Source organism: Butyribacter sp. (assembly GCF_056818865.1).
On record NZ_DBLYGC010000028.1, the window covers coordinates 1 to 19,274 of the forward strand.

Annotated in this window: 17 protein-coding genes and 2 tRNA genes; 4 read left to right on the plus strand and 15 right to left on the minus strand. The window is 36.9% G+C overall.

Going from position 1 to position 19,274, the window contains the following annotated elements; genetic code table 11:
- Nucleotides 1-405: 405 nt before the first annotated feature.
- From ACZLXV_RS11655 to ACZLXV_RS11670, 4 genes are all read right to left on the minus strand, one after another.
- Nucleotides 406-491, minus strand: a tRNA-Ser gene (locus ACZLXV_RS11655).
- A gap of 126 nt (nt 492-617) precedes the next feature.
- Nucleotides 618-703, minus strand: a tRNA-Ser gene (locus ACZLXV_RS11660).
- Nucleotides 704-768: 65 nt separating this feature from the next.
- Nucleotides 769-1,962 carry a DUF5711 family protein gene (locus ACZLXV_RS11665; RefSeq protein WP_482383544.1) on the minus strand — a complete coding sequence of 398 codons (1,194 nt, stop codon included), beginning with the start codon at nt 1,960-1,962 and terminating at the stop codon, nt 769-771.
- A 133-nt stretch (nt 1,963-2,095) separates the two neighbouring features.
- On the minus strand, nt 2,096-3,304 hold the full coding sequence (locus ACZLXV_RS11670) for a LysM peptidoglycan-binding domain-containing protein (RefSeq protein WP_482383545.1): 1,209 nt from the start codon (nt 3,302-3,304) through the stop codon (nt 2,096-2,098).
- A gap of 160 nt (nt 3,305-3,464) precedes the next feature.
- Here ACZLXV_RS11670 and yyaC point away from each other — a divergent pair, with 160 nt between their 5' ends.
- Nucleotides 3,465-4,034: a spore protease YyaC gene (gene yyaC, locus ACZLXV_RS11675; protein WP_482383546.1), complete on the plus strand. Its 570-nt coding sequence runs from the start codon at nt 3,465-3,467 to the stop codon at nt 4,032-4,034.
- Here the strand turns inward: yyaC and recR are convergent.
- The 9 genes from recR to ACZLXV_RS11720 all read right to left on the minus strand — a co-directional run bounded on the left by recR (nt 4,001) and on the right by ACZLXV_RS11720 (nt 12,181).
- Nucleotides 4,001-4,597, minus strand: a complete 597-nt coding sequence (gene recR / locus ACZLXV_RS11680; RefSeq protein ID WP_022223530.1) for a recombination mediator RecR — start codon at nt 4,595-4,597, stop codon at nt 4,001-4,003. The genes yyaC and recR overlap by 34 nt on opposite strands.
- A 1-nt stretch (nt 4,598) precedes the next feature.
- Nucleotides 4,599-4,952 carry a YbaB/EbfC family nucleoid-associated protein gene (locus ACZLXV_RS11685; RefSeq protein ID WP_022223529.1) on the minus strand — a complete coding sequence of 118 codons (354 nt, stop codon included), beginning with the start codon at nt 4,950-4,952 and terminating at the stop codon, nt 4,599-4,601.
- 22 nt (nt 4,953-4,974) lie between these two features.
- Nucleotides 4,975-6,582 (minus strand): DNA polymerase III subunit gamma/tau, encoded by a 1,608-nt coding sequence (dnaX, locus tag ACZLXV_RS11690; protein ID WP_482383547.1) that lies wholly within the window; start codon nt 6,580-6,582, stop codon nt 4,975-4,977.
- Between the two features lie 69 nt (nt 6,583-6,651).
- Complete coding sequence (locus tag ACZLXV_RS11695; protein WP_367336085.1) at nt 6,652-7,725, minus strand: 6-phosphofructokinase; 1,074 nt, start codon at nt 7,723-7,725, stop codon at nt 6,652-6,654.
- Complete coding sequence (locus ACZLXV_RS11700) at nt 7,722-7,889, minus strand: hypothetical protein (RefSeq protein ID WP_022223526.1); 168 nt, start codon at nt 7,887-7,889, stop codon at nt 7,722-7,724. Before ACZLXV_RS11700 ends, ACZLXV_RS11695 begins: the two co-directional genes overlap by 4 nt.
- Before the next feature lie 29 nt (nt 7,890-7,918).
- Nucleotides 7,919-10,162, minus strand: coding sequence for a glycogen/starch/alpha-glucan phosphorylase (locus ACZLXV_RS11705; protein WP_367336083.1), 2,244 nt, complete (start codon nt 10,160-10,162; stop codon nt 7,919-7,921).
- 384 nt (nt 10,163-10,546) lie between these two features.
- A complete protein-coding gene (locus ACZLXV_RS11710) occupies nt 10,547-11,158 on the minus strand; it encodes a nitroreductase family protein (RefSeq protein WP_482383548.1) in 612 nt (203 codons plus the stop codon).
- A gap of 211 nt (nt 11,159-11,369) precedes the next feature.
- Nucleotides 11,370-11,675 (minus strand): Dabb family protein, encoded by a 306-nt coding sequence (locus tag ACZLXV_RS11715; RefSeq protein WP_022223522.1) that lies wholly within the window; start codon nt 11,673-11,675, stop codon nt 11,370-11,372.
- Between the two features lie 17 nt (nt 11,676-11,692).
- Nucleotides 11,693-12,181: a chemotaxis protein CheD gene (locus ACZLXV_RS11720; RefSeq protein WP_482383549.1), complete on the minus strand. Its 489-nt coding sequence runs from the start codon at nt 12,179-12,181 to the stop codon at nt 11,693-11,695.
- Between the two features lie 382 nt (nt 12,182-12,563).
- Between ACZLXV_RS11720 and ACZLXV_RS11725 the strand changes: the two genes are divergently transcribed.
- Nucleotides 12,564-14,054: an L-fucose/L-arabinose isomerase family protein gene (locus ACZLXV_RS11725; RefSeq protein ID WP_022223520.1), complete on the plus strand. Its 1,491-nt coding sequence runs from the start codon at nt 12,564-12,566 to the stop codon at nt 14,052-14,054.
- Nucleotides 14,055-14,215: 161 nt separating this feature from the next.
- The gene (xylB, locus tag ACZLXV_RS11730; protein WP_482383550.1) at nt 14,216-15,745 is read left to right on the plus strand and encodes a xylulokinase; all 1,530 of its coding nucleotides are present in this window, start codon (nt 14,216-14,218) and stop codon (nt 15,743-15,745) included.
- A gap of 186 nt (nt 15,746-15,931) precedes the next feature.
- Here xylB and nadC read toward each other — a convergent pair whose 3' ends face one another.
- Complete coding sequence (nadC, locus tag ACZLXV_RS11735) at nt 15,932-16,786, minus strand: carboxylating nicotinate-nucleotide diphosphorylase (RefSeq protein ID WP_022223518.1); 855 nt, start codon at nt 16,784-16,786, stop codon at nt 15,932-15,934.
- Complete coding sequence (locus tag ACZLXV_RS11740; protein ID WP_022223517.1) at nt 16,779-18,098, minus strand: L-aspartate oxidase; 1,320 nt, start codon at nt 18,096-18,098, stop codon at nt 16,779-16,781. Before ACZLXV_RS11740 ends, nadC begins: the two co-directional genes overlap by 8 nt.
- 303 nt (nt 18,099-18,401) lie before the next feature.
- Here ACZLXV_RS11740 and ACZLXV_RS11745 point away from each other — a divergent pair, with 303 nt between their 5' ends.
- Nucleotides 18,402-19,187, plus strand: coding sequence for a PocR ligand-binding domain-containing protein (locus ACZLXV_RS11745; protein WP_482383551.1), 786 nt, complete (start codon nt 18,402-18,404; stop codon nt 19,185-19,187).
- Nucleotides 19,188-19,274: the final 87 nt, after the last annotated feature.

A 19,274-nucleotide genomic window follows, 5' to 3' on the forward strand; every position in this document is an offset into this window, starting at 1 on the left:
CTTTTGAAAATTTATTTTAGAATTTTCAGGGTTGTTTTACTGTTCAATTATCAAGGTTCAAGGTCTTTGTCCGACCTTTGTAACTAACAACTTGTTGTTAGCTTTACTGACTTGCTGTTTGCGTCAACGATATATATTTTATCACTTTGTTTTCAGCTTGTCAAGAACTTTTTTTATTTCATTTTTCGAAGCTTTTCAAAAAATAAAATCCGGAAACTTTTAAGATTTCCTGCTTTCGCATCTGATAAGAAAACCCTTGCTTTCAAGCTTTATTCTCTCATCGCTTTGTGCGACAGCGATATGTATCTTACAACATTTAACTGTTGTTGTCAACACTTTTTTTCATTTTTTGTCTCTCACTTTCCAGCCGTACAAAAAACTAATTTATAGTGGATTCAACCACAGCGGAGAGGGTGGGATTCGAACCCACGCGCCCTTGCGGACAAACGGTTTTCAAGACCGCCTCGTTATGACCACTTCGATACCTCTCCATAACAGATAGATACAAGTTCATACTTGCATTTCGCATATGATAATCACATGCTTTTCAATATTCTTTTTTCAAAATAAGTAAAAAATAAATCTCCATATTGTAAAATACCATATAGAGATCTAAGCGGAGAGGGTGGGATTCGAACCCACGCGCCCTTGCGGACAAACGGTTTTCAAGACCGCCTCGTTATGACCACTTCGATACCTCTCCAAACTGTTTAAGTTTGTTGCTCTCTCAACAGTGCTTTGCTAGTATAACTCTTTATTTTGGATTCGTCAACCCCTTTTTTTATTTTTTTTCAATTTTATTTCCTGAATTTCATTTTCCAGCACAAAATAGTAGCTTTTATCCCCTTTCGCTTTAAAAAAATTTCTCAGTTTACCATTTATACTGCTTGAAAATTTCTTAATTCCATTCATTCGATATATATAGCTTTGTGACTCCGAGTTCATCATTATCTCATCATCTTCATTTAGTGATATATCTGTATAATCTTCTTCAATTTTTAATCTTAATTTTCTTTTTCCTGACAAATCATATACTTCCATTTCGCCTGTTTTGTCATTCTCCTCACTTAAAACAACACCTATATATTTTGAATTATAAAATGCACTTTTTATCGTACTCCTGTACTTCTTTTCAAATTTCTGTTCAGGCTGGCGGGGATTCGTCCATATTGAATAGCCATCCTCTCCAAATACACATACATCCGTATCGTTTATATACTCTACTTCTGATACAAGTTTATCATCATAATTCTGTGCTCCTACAAGAAAATTGCTGTTTTTTCCTACATCAGAAAAGTTGTAAAATGCAACCCTGCTCTGTATCTTACTATTATTTACACTGACATACACTGCTGCCACATTCACTCCGTCAGCTGATATATCTATTGATACCGGATAACCATCATCAATATTTGTTGGTATCTCAGCCAAAAGTGTATTTTGTGCATCATATGGATTGTACAGTCTTATAACGTTTGCCGTTTTTTCTTCAAGCAGAACTGCCACAACACCCTGCTTTGACACTTCCGCCTGCACTATCGGATAATCCGTCGTAAACTCTTTTCCTGAATCTTCACCATTAAATACTACAATCTTTTTTGCACCTATGTCTGCTGCCACAACATAATCTCCGCATATATCAAGTGCCGGAGATGCCATATCATAACTTCCGTTCCACAATTCTTTTCCTGAACCGTCAAGTGCTGCAATTCCGTCTTTACTGTATTTAATTACTGATTCTTTATATGATAAAAATGACAAATCACCCGAATTTTTAAATTTATAATTTTTTTCTACTTCGTAACTGTTGTACCTTTTGTTTATATAGTAATTATATGTAATTCCAAGTAATAATCCTGTAATCAATATAACAGCTATTGAAATAATTATTATCTTCTTTGTTTTCTTTTTTCGCTGTATTATCGAATTTACATTTTGAGAGCGTCCTACTAAAGTTTCCATGCTACTCCTCGTTTCTATCTACAGTCTGATTTAATCTCTATAAATACAACTGTATTTTTCTTAAATAAAGTATAACTTATCTTTTTTCTCATTGCAATATTCTATCTGGTGAACTGTATCATCAATATATTTTTCAAAAATTCGGAAGCTTTATCACCTGACCTGCAATTATATTGTTACTGTTACCTATATTATTTATCTTTTTTACAGATGATATCTTGTCCAACGAATGATACTGTCTCCATACTATCTGGCTAAGCGTATCGCCCTCTTGAACTCTATATGTTTCATAAGCTGTTCCCGCATAATTTTTTCTAACACGGGCTACTCTTTCCTTTTTTGCTGCTGTCTTATTTTTCTTTTCTGAAATCTTGTTTTTATCGGCTGTCAATCTGTTTTTTCTTATATATTTTTTTATACTTGTATTTTTTCTTACATCTTTTACATTCTGTCTCTTAGAATTATTTGAAATTTCATTATTTTTTTCACTTGTTTTGTCACTGTTTTCTCTAATAGTAACCGCCGGCTGAGTTGCAGTTTCCGTCTTATCATTTTCACTTGAATATGTTGTCTCTACATAACTTTGCAATACATCAACAGCAGTCTCCAGATTATTTATCTTTGCAAAGCTTTCAAACATATAATTTCCCCCGATAACAAACATAACCGCTATCGCCATCATCATAACAAACATTGCTGGCTTTGAACCTGCTGCTTTATGCGTACTTTTGCTAACTGTTTCCCTTATTGCCTCCGTTACAACATCTTCGTATTGTTCATCGACACTCTCATTTTTGCTTTCACCAAGTACAAATTCCTGCATCTGCGGATTTTTTTCATAAAAAACATAATATCCGCTCTGCTCTTTCAAATTTCCGTCATACCATTTAAATATTTTTTCTTCACATTCTGACAGGTCGAACAAAAAAAGTATATTTTCCTCTTTTGAAAAATATTTTCTGTGTATTATATTTATCGTTGCATCAACTTTGCTGTTCCACATATATACCCCGCAGACCCAGCCCAAAAGTTCTGTACCCGGAAAATATTTATATATCTTCTCGTATGTACTGCTCCATTCCTTCTCTGATATCTGCGTTACGGCATCGGTAATTCTATATTCCATACCGACAGCACCATAGATAAATATATTCCCTTTTGCCTGTTCTTCTCCTTTTTTCCCAAGCAATAATATTATCTTTTCTTCTCCCTCATCCTTAAATATCCGTCTTATATATGTCATAACATAATCTTCTATATATATTGCTCCTGAATAGGGACTTTCTCCTATCTGCCTGATATTCTCCGGCTTTTTCACATATCTGTGCATCATATCATCCACAAACCCATCCTCCTTCTCTTATATGTCTGATACCAAGAAGATAACATTTACAGGTTAAAAATTTTGTCAAAAGACAACCTCTTATTCATGAATATTTTTACATTTATCGGGAATATTTTTTATATAACTAACATTTTTCTGAAAGGTTGGATTTTATTTAATGAATATTCAAAAAGAAACTAAAGTCTCATACTTTAACCCTGAAACTTCATATGCTTCTTTTCACTTTGTGCACACGCTGAAAAAATGCTGTAAAGAATGTTTATCTTTAGATAAAAACCTTGTTATACTCTGCATAGGCTCAGACAGAGTTATAGGTGATTGTCTCGGTCCCCTTGTCGGGCACAAACTTTCTTCCCTTTTGAAAAATTCAGGTATTTCCGTATACGGAACATTGAAAAAGCCGGTTCACGCAAAAAACCTTGATGCTACGCTAAAAAAAATAAGAGCAAGTATACAAAATCCGTATATCATTGCTCTTGATTCTTCTCTTGGCACCAACAGTCATGTTGGCTTTGTCACTCTCGGCAAAGGTGCTCTTCATCCGGGTATAGGTACCGGAAAAAATCTCACCCATGTCGGAGATATTTTTATTACGGGTATAGTAAACGAAAGCGGCATCAATAATATTGCCACTTTGCAGACCACCCATCTCGCCACTGTAGTAAAGTTAGCTGATTTTATATCTGCAGGCGTCTACATGTCGGTACGTCCCTCCAAAGCACGATAAAGCGTAATTTCGTCTATATATTCCAAATCTCCACCTATAGGGACACCGCTTGCTATCCTGCTCACTTTTATTCCCAGCGGTTTTATAAGTTTACTTATATATGTTGCTGTTGTATCGCCCTCTAATGTTTTATTGGTAGCTACTATAACTTCATCCACATCCTTTTGAAGACGCACCATAAGTTCACTTAATCTTATATCCTGAGGGCTTATACCTGCCATCGGTGAAATAGCACCATGTAATACATGATATACGCCCTCATATTTTCCTGTTTTTTCATATGCCGCCAGGTCTCTTGTATTCTCTACAACCATAATCTGTTTGTGGTTGCGTTTAGGATTGGCACATATAGGGCAGAGTTCATCATCCGTATATGTGCAGCATTCCTTACAGTATCTCACATTTTTCTTTGCATTTGTCATTGCATCCGCAAGTCCTTTAACCTGATCCGGAGACATATTTAATATATGAAATGCCAGACGCTGTGCCGACTTACTGCCTATTCCCGGCAAATGTGATAACTGTTCAACAAGATTCGATATCTGCGAACTGTAAAAATCCATCTTAGAATAAACCTCCAAGACCTCCGCCGAGTCCTCCTGTAAGTGCTGACATCATTTCTGCACTCTCCTCTTCAACTTTGCGAAGCGCCTCATTTGTTGCTGCAACTATTAAATCTTCAAGCATTTCTATATCATCAGGATCAACTACTTCAGGGTCAAGTTTTACTGATAAAACTTCCTTTTTACCTGAAATTTTAACTGTTACTGCTCCGCCTCCGGCTGTTGCTTCCCATTCTTTTTCTTCCATTTCCTTCGTTTTTTCTTCCATCTGTCTCTGCATACGCTGAGCCTGCTTCATAAGATTATTCATGTTTCCCGGCATTCCGCCTCCTGGAAATCCACCTCTTTTTGCCATTTTATTTTCCTCCATAAATTTATTATTTTTTTATTTGCACATCAAAGTTTATTTTATCGATTATCTGGGATAAATCCAATGAATTTCTGCTCTGCTCGTTGCTGACAGTCTCCGCTATTATCCCTGCATCGACCCCGACAATATTTGAAATAACAGTTTTTAGTTCGTCAAGGTTTCTCTTGTCATCTCTGTTAAAATATGCCTCTGCTGTGGCATCCGTAAACTGTAATATCAGTGTTTCACCATCCTGTGATACCGTCTTTTTGCAAATTTCCGGCATCAGAAAAGAACGTGATGAAACAGAAATATCAGAAAGTATCTGCTGCCATTTTCCATTTATCTTCTTCAAATCATCCGATACCATTTTAGGCAACACGACATCCGGCTGAGGTTCTTTTGATGTTTTTGCCTCATTAGTGACAGAAGAAACATTCTGACCTCCATTGTCCGGCTGACCGTTTACAAAAATACCACTTTCAAGCTTTCTTTCTATTGCATCTATCCTTGCCAAAAGACTGTCATCCGATGTCTTTTTTTCCATTTCGGGTACACATAATTTGACAAATGCAACTTCCGTAAGGACACGCTTTTGCGTCGCATATTTAATTTGATTTGATAACTCCGATAATATACGAATATACCGTATAAGACCTGTCTCGTCAACTTTTTTTATTTCCTGCTGCATCTGTTCAAGCTGTTCTGTAGAAACGTCTACCATTTCGCTTCCACTTGCTGATACCGAAATAACCATAAGATTTCTTAAATACCAAATAAGTCCTATTATAAATTGGTTCAAATCCCTCCCTGACATCATTATCTCGTCGAGAAGCTTCATACATCCAATAACATCCAAATCTGCCATATTTTTAAACATACGGCTGTATACAGATGTATCTACCGCACCAAGTACCTCTATTGCCTTGTCATAGGTGAGTTTTTCACCGAGATAAAATGCAATGCACTGGTCTAACAGACTGAGTGCGTCACGCATTGAACCGTCTGCCACTTTTGCAATATATCTCAACGCTTTGTCTTCTACATCGACATTTTCTCTTTCCATCAAATCTTTTAATCTTGCTGATATTGTATCTATAGATATTCGTTTAAAATCATATCTCTGACACCTTGACAGAATCGTGATAGGTATTTTATGTGCCTCTGTCGTTGCAAGAATAAAAATAACATATGACGGCGGTTCCTCAAGTGTCTTTAGCAATGCATTAAATGCCGCTGCTGATAACATATGAACCTCATCAATAATATATACTTTATATCTTCCTTCTGCCGGAGAATACTGCACTTCATCGATTATTTCTCTGATGTCGTCTACACTGTTGTTAGATGCCGCATCCATCTCGATGACATTCATCGATGTCTGACTACTTATCTTTTTACACATCTCACATTCGCCGCATGGACTTCCATCTACCGGATGCTCACAATTTACCGCTTTTGCCAGTATCTTTGCTACTGTCGTTTTACCTGTACCTCTTGTACCACAAAACAGATACGCATGTCCGATACGGTCAGTTCTTATCTCATTTTTCAGTGTCGTTACTATATGTTCCTGTCCCTTTACCTCGTCAAATTCACCGGGACGAAATTTTCTGTATAACGCCGTATAAGACATAATTTGCCTCCTATTAATTCAGGGGCAATTTTTACTTGCCCCTGATATTAGTCAATAAATCTTTTTATATTAATCGCCAAAACATATTCCAAGACCCTTAGCCTCTTTGATTATTGACGAATCAGGGTCTACCATTTTTAATTTTCCTGCAACTTCTGCAAGAGGTACCGGAACTATCTCTCCATTTTTAAATCCAACCATATAACCATATTTTTCTTTGATTATAAGTCTTGCTGCTGCCGCACCGAGCCTACTTGATATAACCCTGTCATACGGGCATGGCTCTCCGCCTCTCTGCATATGTCCCGGAACAGTAATTCTTACTTCCTGTCCTGTCTTTTCCTCAATCTCTTTTCCAATCTGATATGATATTGACGGATATGGATTTGCTTTTCTTTTTGCCTTGAGTTCCTTCTTTGATAATACCGCATCCTCTTTTGATATAGCACCCTCGGCAACTGCCAGAATAGAAAACTTCTTTCCCTCTTTTGTCCTCTTGTCAAGAGCTTCGACAACAGAATTTATGTCGTATGGTATTTCAGGCAGAAGTATAATATCAGCACCGCCTGCAATGCCTGCATGTAATGTAAGCCATCCTACCTTGTGCCCCATAACTTCGACAATAAATACCCTGCTGTGCGATGCTGCTGTCGTATGAATACAGTCTATCGCATTAGTAGCTATATTTACGGCACTTTGGAAACCAAATGTAATATCGGTGCCCCAGATATCATTATCAATTGTTTTTGGAAGAGTAACTACATTGCATCCTTCCTCACTCAAAAGATTTGCAGTTTTATGTGTTCCGTTTCCGCCAAGTATAACAAGACAATCAAACCCCCATTTTTTGTAATTTGATTTCATAGCCTCAACCTTGTCAAGTCCGTTCGCATCAGGCTCACGCATCTTTTTAAATGGCTGTCTCGATGTTCCGATAATAGTTCCGCCTTCCGTAAGAATGCCCGAAAAATCACTTGGTTGCATCTTTCTGTAATTTCCGTAAATAAGACCTTTGTATCCCTCAAGAATACCATATATCTCTACATCAGGATATGTCTGATACAATGTTTTTGCAACTCCACGCATAGTTGCATTTAAACTCTGACAATCTCCACCGCTTGTTAAAAAACCGATTTTCTTCATAAGCTGCCGCCTTTCTTTTCATCAATGTTTTCCAGTTCCTCTTCTCTTTTCTTAGTATAACCGTATTTCCTGTTTACTATTTTACTCATTATAAAATATCCTGTAACTGCTACAAATAACATTATAACCAATACTTCAGGTGCTACAATAGATTTTACATTCATTTTACCTCATTTCTTAAGCAGTCCTTGTATTAGTCAAGATGCCATATATCATCATTGTACTGCTTAATAGTTCTGTCTGAAGAGAAAAATCCTGCCATAGCTATATTTTTAATCATCTTTCTGCTCCAAGCCTGTCTGTCCTCGTAATCATTAAATACCTGCTCTTTTACGCGTATATAATCTTTTATATCCAAAAGTGTCATAAACCAGTCCTTTGTAACTATTTCCATATATAATCTTATGAGGCTTTTTTTGTTTCCGACTGCAAACATCTTTTTATCTATAATGAAATCGACGAGTTTTGCAATTTCAGTGTCTGAATCATATATTTTTTCTGCTGAATAATCAGCTTTTGCATAATGTTCAATAACTTTGTCACTCTTCTCACCGAATATATAGATATTTTCGTCTCCTACAAGTTCATGTATCTCAACATTTGCACCATCTTCTGTTCCTAAAGTCACTGCACCATTTAACATAAACTTCATGTTGCTCGTTCCGCTGGCTTCTTTAGATGCAAGTGAAATCTGCTCTGAAATATCTGCTGCCGGTATTATCTTCTCCGCATATGTCACATTGTAATTTTCAAGCATAACCACTTTCAGATACGGACTAACCTCAGGGTCATTTTCTATAACTTTAGATAGGCAGAGTATTAAATGAATAATATCTTTTGCTATGGTATATGCCGGTGCCGCCTTTGCTCCAAATACAAATGTAATCGGTCTCTTCGGCTTATTGCCCGCCTTTATATCCATGTATTTATGAATTATATAAAGTGCATTCATCTGCTGTCTCTTATACTCATGAAGTCTCTTTACCTGCACATCTATTATAGAATTTTCGTCTATCTCAATATTTTCTTTCTTAAGAAGATACTCTTTAAACTCTTTCTTTTTGGTCATCTTTATATTTGTAATTGCTTTTAAGACAGCCTCATCATCCTTATATTGTAAAAGTTTTTCAAGCTCATTTGCATCTTTCTTAAATCCATCACCGATTTTTGATGAGATAAAATCAGTAAGTTCATGATTACAATGAAGCAGCCATCTTCTGAATGTTATACCGTTTGTTTTATTGTTAAATTTATTTGGATAAATATCATAAAATGGCTTTAACTCGCTGTTTTTAAGTATCTCTGTATGAAGTGCCGCTACACCATTTACACTAAATCCATAGTGCATATCTATTCTTGCCATGTGTACCTGCTGCTTGTCATCTATAATGGCAAGTTCAGGGTTATTGTATTTTTCTTTTACTTTTACATCAAGCATCTTTATGATAGGCATAAGCTGTGGAACTACCTTTTCAAGGAACCATATAGGCCATTTTTCAAGTGCCTCTGCAAGTATTGTGTGGTTTGTGTATGCACACATATGGCTCACAATATCAATAGCTTTATCCATATCGATACCCTTTTTCACAAGAAGCCTTATAAGTTCAGGAATTACCATAGTCGGATGTGTATCATTTATCTGAACAACCGCATAATCGGCAAGGTCGTAAAGGTTGCTTCCTTTCGCAACTGCCTCATCAATGATAAGCTGTGCCGCATTGCTGACCATAAAATACTGCTGGTATATTCTAAGCAGCTGTCCCTGATAATCACTGTCATCGGGATAAAGGAACAATGTAAGATTTTTTCTTATATCTTCTTTATTGAAATATATACTGTCTCCCTGTACAATGCTGTCATCCACACTGTCAATATCAAAAAGTTTCAATGTGTTGCATTTATTGTCATAGCCTGTTACATCTATCTCGTACATAACAGAATTTACCCTGAGCCCGCCAAAAATTATCTCATAACTCTTGTCAGTTCTTCTAAGCCAGCTCTTGTCCTTTATCCAAGGATTTGGCACTTCTTTCTGAAGATTTTTGTCAAATTCCTGTTTAAAAAGTCCCAGATGATAATTTATTCCGACACCATCACCATTTAACCCAAGTGTTGCTATCGAATCGAGGAAACAAGATGCAAGTCGACCAAGACCACCATTTCCAAGTGATGGTTCCGGTTCGATTTCCTCTATCTGTGCCATACTCTTTCCGTGTTTTTCAAGTGCTTTAGCTACCTGATCATACAATCCAAGATTTATGAGATTGTTTGACAAAAGCTTTCCTATAAGAAACTCTGCAGATATATAATAAAGTTTTTTCTTTCCCTCAATCTTTCCTCTCTGTTGTGCCATGTTCTTTGTAAACTCTAACAAACCATAATATATTTCTTCATCTGAACTGCGTGATACAATATTTTCAATTTCGTTTTCGTACATACTCTCCTACCTTTCTTATCAATACTTTTCCACTCTGCTTCTCATTTATAATCTTTTATTTTGACTATGTTATTATGATAACACTTTTATGCAGATATTGACATATGCTTTTTTATTTTTTATACAAGGCATTTCCTAAATTCTTTATACAAAAAAGAATCCCTCATCCTCCGGGTAGAGTTGAAGGATGAGAGATTATCTTTTTCCCTATTATAAAACATTACTAATTTGTTCCGAAACACCTATATCTTACCACATTAAAATCCTCTTGTGTTAAATCGTGCTTAAATGGTCGATTTTTGTGTCTAAATGGTAGCATATTATCTGAATTTATATTTTTTACAATGCATTTTTTTAATTTATCTGATTCACATTATAAAAATATTATACATGATACTCTACAATATCCTCCAGTTTCTTTCTCGGTCTTGCCTCCGGTTCTTCATCGGCAATTCCAAATGCAACTGCTCCGATAAGCTGTCCTTCCTCGCCTATATATTCTGCAAGCTCCCTGTATGCAAAACACGTATTTCCTATCCACAATGAACCGACACCCAATTCCTGTGCCGCTAAAAGCATATTTTCTATAGCCGCACCAATTGACAGTGTATCGCATATTTCTGAAAATCTGTCATCCATATCTATATTTTCCATAGGACTTTTTCCGTTTGTATTTATGACAAATACTACAACCGGTGCATTCATCATTATGCGAAGCGTATTGTCTGCATCTGGCAGCAGCCTTTTAGATTCCTTAAATAACGGCTCTTTTAATTCCCTCTTTATTCCTTTTCTCATTTCACTGAGTATCTTTTTCTTTTCCTCACCACCATAGACAAAAAATTTCCACGGCTGTCTGTTTTTGCCTGACGGTGCAACTCTTGCCGCATCAAGAACTTTTTCAATCTGCTCTTTTGGGAGCATATCACTTTTATATTTTCTTATACTTCTTCTTTTATATATACTGTCATATACACTGTTATTTATGTCGCTCATATATCTTTCTGTTTCAGCCTCCATTTTCTGATTATTAAAAATTTCCCGCCACCACCTGAACAATTATCCTATTAGAATAGGCAAAACCGTATATTAAACAGGCAGCCTTAAAAGACTGCCTGCTCTTAATTTTTCATATTAATCTCCATTCCTGCCCGCTTTTCAGGGCATCTCAAGTTTATGCGCAAGCACAAATCTTGCGTGTGAAAAATCATAGATTTTTCACACTATAATCCATACATACTCTGACCGCTGTATATGGTCTGACATAAGTATCTGCCACCGCAACATGCTCCGGATGCTTCTGATAACCTTTAAGCGATTCCTCGCTGTCAAGTTCACAATCAAGCATTACATCTGCATTTGAAGATTCTAGTCCGTCAATAACAACATTCACTTTTAAAAGTCCCGGAACTTTTCCTACAAGCGACTCAAGATTTTCCTTTATCCCTTTCTTAACACTCTCTTTATCTGTAATATCTTCTTTTAACTGCCATAAAATTATATGCTTTACCATTATACTCTTCCTTCTTTCTATAATATATATTTGTTTCCGTCAGTCGCATTCACCTGTATCTGCGCACTTTCAAGACAAAATTTAATGGTTCTTCCAACCGTACCTCCGGTCATCTGAGCGACTACAGGTATCCCAAGGTCTGCAAGAATCCTCTTTGATTGTATAACATTCTGCGTGCCTATGTCCATATCTTTATTTGTAAAATCAAACCCAAACATATTTGCCCCGCCGACAATTTTAACTTTGAGATTGCTTACATTAGCTCCATGTGCACATACCTTTCTGAAAAGGCTTGGAATCCCGGTGTTTACATAACGCTCAAAGTTCATATCGCCATATCCCTCGTTTTCATATGCATTTGGCAGCATGGCATGCAAAAGTCCTCCTATTTTTAACTTATCATCATACATGCAGATACCGACACATGAACCAAGGGCATAAGTAATCAGCTCATCCCTTTTTGTGCCCATTTTCATTTCTGCAATTCCAACCACAATCTGAGACATGTCTATCCTTTCATCATTTGCCGCTACTGCTCACATCTGCAGTTTGACAATAATTTGCATTTTATTTGTACACATTTTGTTTCTCTATTTTAAATATTTATACTGTATTTGTTATAACCGATTTTTGTATGCAATTCAAGTAGTTTTAATACAAAATCAAATATTTCATGTACTCATTATCTGATTTTTATTGTAATTATCACAATTCTTTATCTGTTTTTATAGATTGTTGTTGTCACTTTAAACAATTTTCATATATTTTATTGTGCTTTTTTATTGCAAAATATCCTAAAATGTAATAGAATATATTTGAAAACAAATGCAGCAAAATGCGCGTCAATTTTACTGTAAATTTTTATATTTAGAAAGGATGTTTTTAAAAATGACTAATTTACCAAAAATGAAAATAGGTATCGTTGCTGTCAGCAGAGACTGTTTCCCAGAGTCACTCTCAGTAACAAGAAGACAGAATCTTGTAAAGGCTTACACAGACAAATATGATGCTGAGGATATTTACGAATGTCCTGTATGTATCGTAGAAAGCGAAATACATATGGTACAGGCTCTTGAGGATATCAAGAAAGCCGGATGTAACGCTCTTGTTGTTTACCTTGGAAACTTCGGTCCTGAAATTTCTGAGACACTTCTTGCAAAGCACTTTGACGGACCTAAGATGTTCGTTGCAGCTTCTGAAGAAGACGGACTTAACGGAGGTCTTATCGACAACCGTGGTGATGCTTACTGTGGTATGCTCAATGCAAGCTACAACCTTAAACTCCGCAATGTTAAGGCTTATATTCCAGAGTATCCTGTTGGAACTGCTGAGGAATGTGCAGATATGATTCATGAATTTGTACCTATCGCACGTACAATTTATGCATTAAGCAACTTAAAGATTATCAGCTTTGGTCCTCGTCCTCAGAACTTCCTCGCATGTAATGCTCCTATCAAGCAGCTTTACAACCTCGATATTGAAATTGAGGAAAATTCAGAGCTTGACCTTTTTGAAGCATTCAACAATCATGCAGGAGACGAGCGTATTCCTGATGTTGTTAAGGATATGGAAGCTGAACTCGGCAAAGGAAACAAAAAGCCTGAAATCCTTGAGAAGCTTGCTCAGTATGAGCTTACACTTCTTGACTGGATTGATGCACACAAGGGTTACAGAAAATATGTTACTATCGCCGGTAAATGCTGGCCTGCATTCCAGACACAGTTTGGTTTCGTACCTTGTTATGTAAACAGCCGTCTCACAAAGAGAGGCATCCCTGTTTCATGTGAGGTTGATATTTACGGAGCACTCAGCGAATTCATCGGTACTGTTGCAAGTGAAGATGCAACTACTCTTCTTGACATCAACAATACTGTACCTGCTGATATCTATGACGCTGATATCAAGGGCAAATTTGATTACACACAGAAAGATACATTTATGGGATTCCATTGTGGAAACACAGCTTCAAACAAGCTTTCATTCTGTGAGATGAAATATCAGAAGATTATGGCTCGTTCACTTCCTATTGAAGTTACAAACGGAACTCTTGAAGGAGATATTATTCCTGGAGATATCACATTCTTCCGTCTTCAGAGTACAGCAGACGCTAAACTCCGCGGATACATTGCTCAGGGTGAAGTTCTTCCTGTTGCAACTCGCTCATTCGGTGCAATCGGTATCTTCGCTATTCCTGAAATGGGTCGTTTCTATCGTCATGTACTTATCGAGGGCAACTATCCTCATCACGGAGCTGTTGCATTCGGTCATTACGGAAAGACATTATACGAAGTATTTAAATACATCGGTGTAGATGTTGACGAAATCGGCTTCAATCAGCCTAAGGGAATGCTCTACAAGACAGAGAATCCATTCGCTTAATCTTTTGAAAGCTATTTTAATTGCAGTCAATTAACTTACAAATTGGAGGCGATGGCATATTGCCATCGCCTTTTTAAATATTGTATGTTTCCACAGACTGCAATGCTAATTGTTAACCTATTAATTTGATGATTTAATTTATGTTATGAGAGGAGCTTATAATGAATTATTTAATTGGTATTGATTTAGGAACTTCATCAACAAAAACTGTTCTCTTTGATGAAGATGGAAACGTAATTGCTTCTGCCGGAAAAGATTATCCACTCTACACACCTAACAACGGATGGGCAGAGCAAAAACCTGAAGACTGGCGCAATGCCGCTTTGGAAACTATCGCAAAAGTTGTAAAAGAATCGGGTGTCAGTGCAGATGACATCAAAGGACTTGGTATTTCAGGTCAGATGCACGGTCTTGTAATGCTTGATGAAAACGGCGACGTTATACGTCCTTCTATTATCTGGTGTGACCAGCGTACCGAAAAAGAGTGCGAAGAAATCACAGAAAAAGTCGGAGCTGAAAGACTTATTGAGATTACTGCAAATCCTGCACTTACAGGTTTTACTGCTTCAAAAATCCTCTGGGTAAGAAACAATGAGCCTGAAAATTATGCAAAGTGTAAACATATTTTACTTCCTAAGGATTATGTAAGATATATACTTACAGGCGAATTTGCTACTGAGGTATCTGATGCTTCAGGTATGCAGCTTCTTGACGTTCCAAAGAGACAGTGGTCTGATGAAGTCCTCGAAAAACTTGATATTGATAAAAATCTTCTTGCTAAGGTTTATGAATCACCTGAGGTTACGGGTACTATCTTACCTGAAATTGCCGAAAAAACAGGTCTTTCTACTTCAACAGTTGTTGTCGGCGGTGCCGGTGACAATGCTGCGGCAGCAGTTGGTACAGGTGTTGTTGAAGATGGTAAAGCCTTTACTACTATCGGAACAAGCGGTGTTGTATTTGCTCACAGCAGCAAAATTTCAATCGACCCTAAGGGACGAGTTCACACATTCTGCTGTGCTGTTCCCGGTGCATGGCATGTCATGGGCGTTACTCAGGCTGCCGGTTATTCACTTGCATGGTACCTCGACAATATGGGTGTAGGCTATAAAGATGAAGCAAAAGAAAAGGGCTGCAGTGTTTATGACCTTATAAATGCTGATATTGAAAAGACACCTATCGGTGCTAACAGACTTATCTATCTCCCTTACTTAAACGGCGAGCGTACACCTCACCTTGACCCTGACTGCCGTGGAGTTCTTTTCGGACTTTCAAGTATGCACACAAAGGCAGATATTGTTCGTGCCGTTATGGAAGGAATCAGCTACTCTCTTACTGATTGTAAGGATATTCTCTCTGAGATGGGTGTCGAAGTAAATGACATGATGGCTTGCGGCGGCGGAGCTAAGAATGGTGTTCAGCGTCAGATGATGGCTGATATGTTCGGATGCGATGTTAATACTGTTACTGCCACAGAGGGTCCTGCCCTCGGAGTTGCTATCCTTGCCGGTGTCGGCGCCGGTATCTATGACAGTGTAGAAAGTGCATGCCGTAAGATGATACATAAAGACCCTGCTAAGGAATGCAAGACAAATCTTGAGAACAAGGCTAAATATGATAAGTTCCATGAGATTTATAAAAACCTTTATGGATGCCTTAAGGAGCAGTATAAGGAGATTGCAAAACTGTAATTCTTCTTAAATTGACTTTTTGACGCAAGAAATGATATGAAATTTTAGACTTTGGTACGGTTCTTGCTTTATTTTCCACAAAACAACAGGGCAGAAACTTTTATTCTGCCCTGTTATTTTATATATATAATTTTTGTTTTTCTGTTAAAACATTATATCCCGCAAACAAGTTATCATACAAATAAATTAAATCGCATGAAGGTTTTTAAGTGATATATCCATAATCGGTGCTGAATGCGTGAGTGCTCCACTTGATACATAATCAACTCCGACATCAATTATATTTTTTATATTTTCTTTTGTGACATTTCCGGAACACTCTGTAAGTGCTCTGCCATCTATAACTTTTATTGCTTCTTTCATCTGCTCAGGTGTCATATTGTCAAGCATGATAATGTCTGCTCCCGCCTCGGCAGCTTCTCTTGCCATCTCGATATTTTCTACCTCAACTTCAATTTTATTTACAAATGACACATAGGCTCTTGCTCTCTTAACTGCTTCTGTGATACCGCCTGCTGCCCCGATATGATTATCCTTTAACATAACCGCATCTGAAAGATTGTATCTGTGATTAGTTGCACCGCCGACCTTTACAGCATATTTTTCAAACAATCTCATATTCGGTGTTGTCTTTCTTGTATCAAGAAGTGTTGTCCTGCTTCCTTCAAGCAGTTTTACTATGCTGTTTGTATATGTGGCTATACCACTCATTCTCTGAAGGTAGTTGAGTGCTGTTCTCTCTCCTGAAAGAAGTGCTCGTATGTCACCTGTGACAACAGCCATAAGCTGTCCTTTTTTGACTTCATCACCATCTTTTACATTCATTTCAAACTCTACTGTATCGTCAAGAAGTTCAAATACTCTCTTAAATACTCCAAGACCTGCTATTATACCATCCTGCTTACAGATAAGCTGTACCTGTCCTTTCTGGTACTCAGGCATAACTGAATTTGTTGAGATGTCCTCACTTGTAATATCTTCTTCAAGTGCCATCATAATATATTTATCTGCATTTATTTTTAATGTAATAGGATCATTCATGTCTGCTTTTCTCCTTTTCTATCTCATTTAAAACAAGCTCTTTATACTCTGCTGCTATCTTTTCGTCATCATCATATACACTGACATCCAAATCTAAAATGTGTGTCTGTGCTTTTACCTCAAACTGTTCCTCTGTATCTTTCTTCATCTTCTCTTTTATCTCATCCGCTGCTCTCTCTGCAAAAACCATTGATTCGAGAAGTGAATTACTTGCAAGTCTGTTCTTTCCATGAACTCCATTGCATGATGTCTCACCGACAGCATAAAGTCTTTCCATACTTGTCTTGCTTGAAAGATTAACCTTTATTCCTCCCATAAAATAATGCTGTGCAGGAACTACCGGTATACATTCTTTTGTCGGGTCATATCCCTCTTCAAGACACTGTTTCATAATATTGGGGAAATGACTTCTGATGGTTTTCTCTGGTATTCTCTCCATTGAAAGCCATACAAACGGCTTGCCGTCCTTTTCCATCTGTCTGTGTATATCGGCTGTAACAATATCTCTTGGTCTTAATTCATCACAGAAGCGTTTTTTATTCTTGTCAAGGAGAATAGCGCCCTCTCCTCTTACTGATTCTGAAATTAAAAATCTTCTTCCCGGCTTTTCAGAATATAAAGTAGTCGGATGAATCTGTATATAATCAATATGCTCCATTTCAATGTCATGCTTTAGTGCTATAGCAAGCGCATCACCCGTTATATGTCTGAAATTAGTTGAATGCTTATAAAGACCGCCGAGACCTCCACAGGCAAATACAGTATATTTTGATTTTATTATGCCAATGCTGCCATCTTCATTTTTTACCACTAAACCGTAACATTCATTTAATTTTTCATCACATACTATATCAAGCATTTTCACATGTTCCTGTATAGTAATGTTATTTCGCTTTAAAGCATTTTCCAATAAAGTGCTTGTAATCTCTTTTCCCGTTATATCCTCATGGTAAAGAATCCTTGGTCTTCCATGTCCTCCCTCTCTGGTAAATGCAAGTTCCTCTCCATCATGCTCAAAATCAACACCATAGTCGATAAGCTCTTTCGCAATCTTTCTGGATGAACGAATCATCACCTCAACAGAATCTTTATTATTCTCATAATGACCTGCCTTCATAGTATCTTCAAAGAACCCATCAAAATCATCTTCATCCCTTAACATACACATACCGCCCTGTGCAAGAAATGAGTCACTTTTGTCTGCCTCATCTTTTGTAATGACAAGTACATTTGTATTCTCCGGAAAATGGAGTGCACAAAACAGGCCTGCTGCTCCCGTTCCTACTACGACAACATCTGTTTCTTTTACCATATTATCACCTGACATCTGTTTCAGATGTCTATAACAGCCTACGCTGCCATCCTTTCCTTATATAAATTATAAATGAAAAATTTTATTTACAATGTATCGAGTATAGCATAAACCCATGTTTTAAGCAAGTTTGAGGTGAACTGTAAAATTTCATTTTTGGTGTTAAACAAATAACACATTTTTAATTGATTTTATGTTCCTATTGTTGTATAATATATACAAAATGAGTATATTTTTTTAAGTGAAATTTTATATCTACATTTATTCAATAAGATATGTATTGGATAAGGATTGGAGGATGTTATGAACATAAGAGATTTTATGGACTTAAATAAGCTGCAGCAGATTCAGGATAGTTTTTCTAATGCTACAGGTCTTGCAGCTATAGCAGTCGATGATAAGGGAGAGTACATTACTGAGGGGAGCAATTTTACTGAATTTTGTATGAAATATACTCGCGGTTCAGAACTTGGAGGTAAAAGATGTAAAAAATGTGATACAGACAATACCGGTACATATTTCTGCCACTCAGGTCTTATGGACTTTTCCATTGACATTATGATTGGTGATAAAAAAGTAGGTTCTGTTATTGGAGGACAGGTTCTTCCTTCTGAGCCGGATGAAGAAGAATTTAGAAAAAAAGCTGTTGAACTTGGAGTCGACCCTGATGCTTATATCAGAGCACTCCGCAAAGTTCCTATAAGAACAGAAGAACAGATTCGTTCATCTGCTGAACTCCTTGGTAAGGTCGTAAATCAGATTGTCACTGCTGAATACCTTAAAAATACAAATGGTGGAAAACTTGGTATCTTAAGCGAAGAAATAAAGAATGCTAATGCTATCATTCAGAAAATTAATACAAATACACGCTCGCTTAATTCTATTGCCAACAAACAGAAAATGCTTTCTCTCAATGCTTCAATTGAGGCAGCAAGAAGCGGAGAGGCAGGTGTAGGTTTTGCTGTTGTTGCTAAGAGCATGGGAGATCTTTCTTCTCAGTCAGCTACAATTTACAGTGATATTGAAAAGGCTGTTGCTGATATTACAACATCAATTGAGAAACTTGCATCACTTTTCGATGAGAATTAAATATTAAATTGCTTATTACTCATTTGAGTTTTACATATTTTGTTTTTTGTTTTTATTTTCAATGTGTTTCCTTTAAAAATAAGAGAT

What these genes read in the sequence shown, in the direction of transcription:
- ACZLXV_RS11665 (WP_482383544.1), bottom strand. Translation starts at nt 1,962, where the DNA reads ATGGAAACTTTAGTAGGACGCTCTCAAAATGTAAATTCGATAATACAG.
- yyaC (WP_482383546.1), top strand. Translation starts at nt 3,465, where the DNA reads ATGAATATTCAAAAAGAAACTAAAGTCTCATACTTTAACCCTGAAACT.
- recR (WP_022223530.1), bottom strand. Translation starts at nt 4,597, where the DNA reads ATGGATTTTTACAGTTCGCAGATATCGAATCTTGTTGAACAGTTATCA.
- ACZLXV_RS11685 (WP_022223529.1), bottom strand. Translation starts at nt 4,952, where the DNA reads ATGGCAAAAAGAGGTGGATTTCCAGGAGGCGGAATGCCGGGAAACATG.
- dnaX (WP_482383547.1), bottom strand. Translation starts at nt 6,582, where the DNA reads ATGTCTTATACGGCGTTATACAGAAAATTTCGTCCCGGTGAATTTGAC.
- ACZLXV_RS11695 (WP_367336085.1), bottom strand. Translation starts at nt 7,725, where the DNA reads ATGAAGAAAATCGGTTTTTTAACAAGCGGTGGAGATTGTCAGAGTTTA.
- ACZLXV_RS11700 (WP_022223526.1), bottom strand. Translation starts at nt 7,889, where the DNA reads ATGAATGTAAAATCTATTGTAGCACCTGAAGTATTGGTTATAATGTTA.
- ACZLXV_RS11705 (WP_367336083.1), bottom strand. Translation starts at nt 10,162, where the DNA reads ATGTACGAAAACGAAATTGAAAATATTGTATCACGCAGTTCAGATGAA.
- ACZLXV_RS11710 (WP_482383548.1), bottom strand. Translation starts at nt 11,158, where the DNA reads ATGAGCGACATAAATAACAGTGTATATGACAGTATATATAAAAGAAGA.
- ACZLXV_RS11715 (WP_022223522.1), bottom strand. Translation starts at nt 11,675, where the DNA reads ATGGTAAAGCATATAATTTTATGGCAGTTAAAAGAAGATATTACAGAT.
- ACZLXV_RS11720 (WP_482383549.1), bottom strand. Translation starts at nt 12,181, where the DNA reads ATGTCTCAGATTGTGGTTGGAATTGCAGAAATGAAAATGGGCACAAAA.
- ACZLXV_RS11725 (WP_022223520.1), top strand. Translation starts at nt 12,564, where the DNA reads ATGACTAATTTACCAAAAATGAAAATAGGTATCGTTGCTGTCAGCAGA.
- xylB (WP_482383550.1), top strand. Translation starts at nt 14,216, where the DNA reads ATGAATTATTTAATTGGTATTGATTTAGGAACTTCATCAACAAAAACT.
- nadC (WP_022223518.1), bottom strand. Translation starts at nt 16,786, where the DNA reads ATGAATGATCCTATTACATTAAAAATAAATGCAGATAAATATATTATG.
- ACZLXV_RS11740 (WP_022223517.1), bottom strand. Translation starts at nt 18,098, where the DNA reads ATGGTAAAAGAAACAGATGTTGTCGTAGTAGGAACGGGAGCAGCAGGC.
- ACZLXV_RS11745 (WP_482383551.1), top strand. Translation starts at nt 18,402, where the DNA reads ATGAACATAAGAGATTTTATGGACTTAAATAAGCTGCAGCAGATTCAG.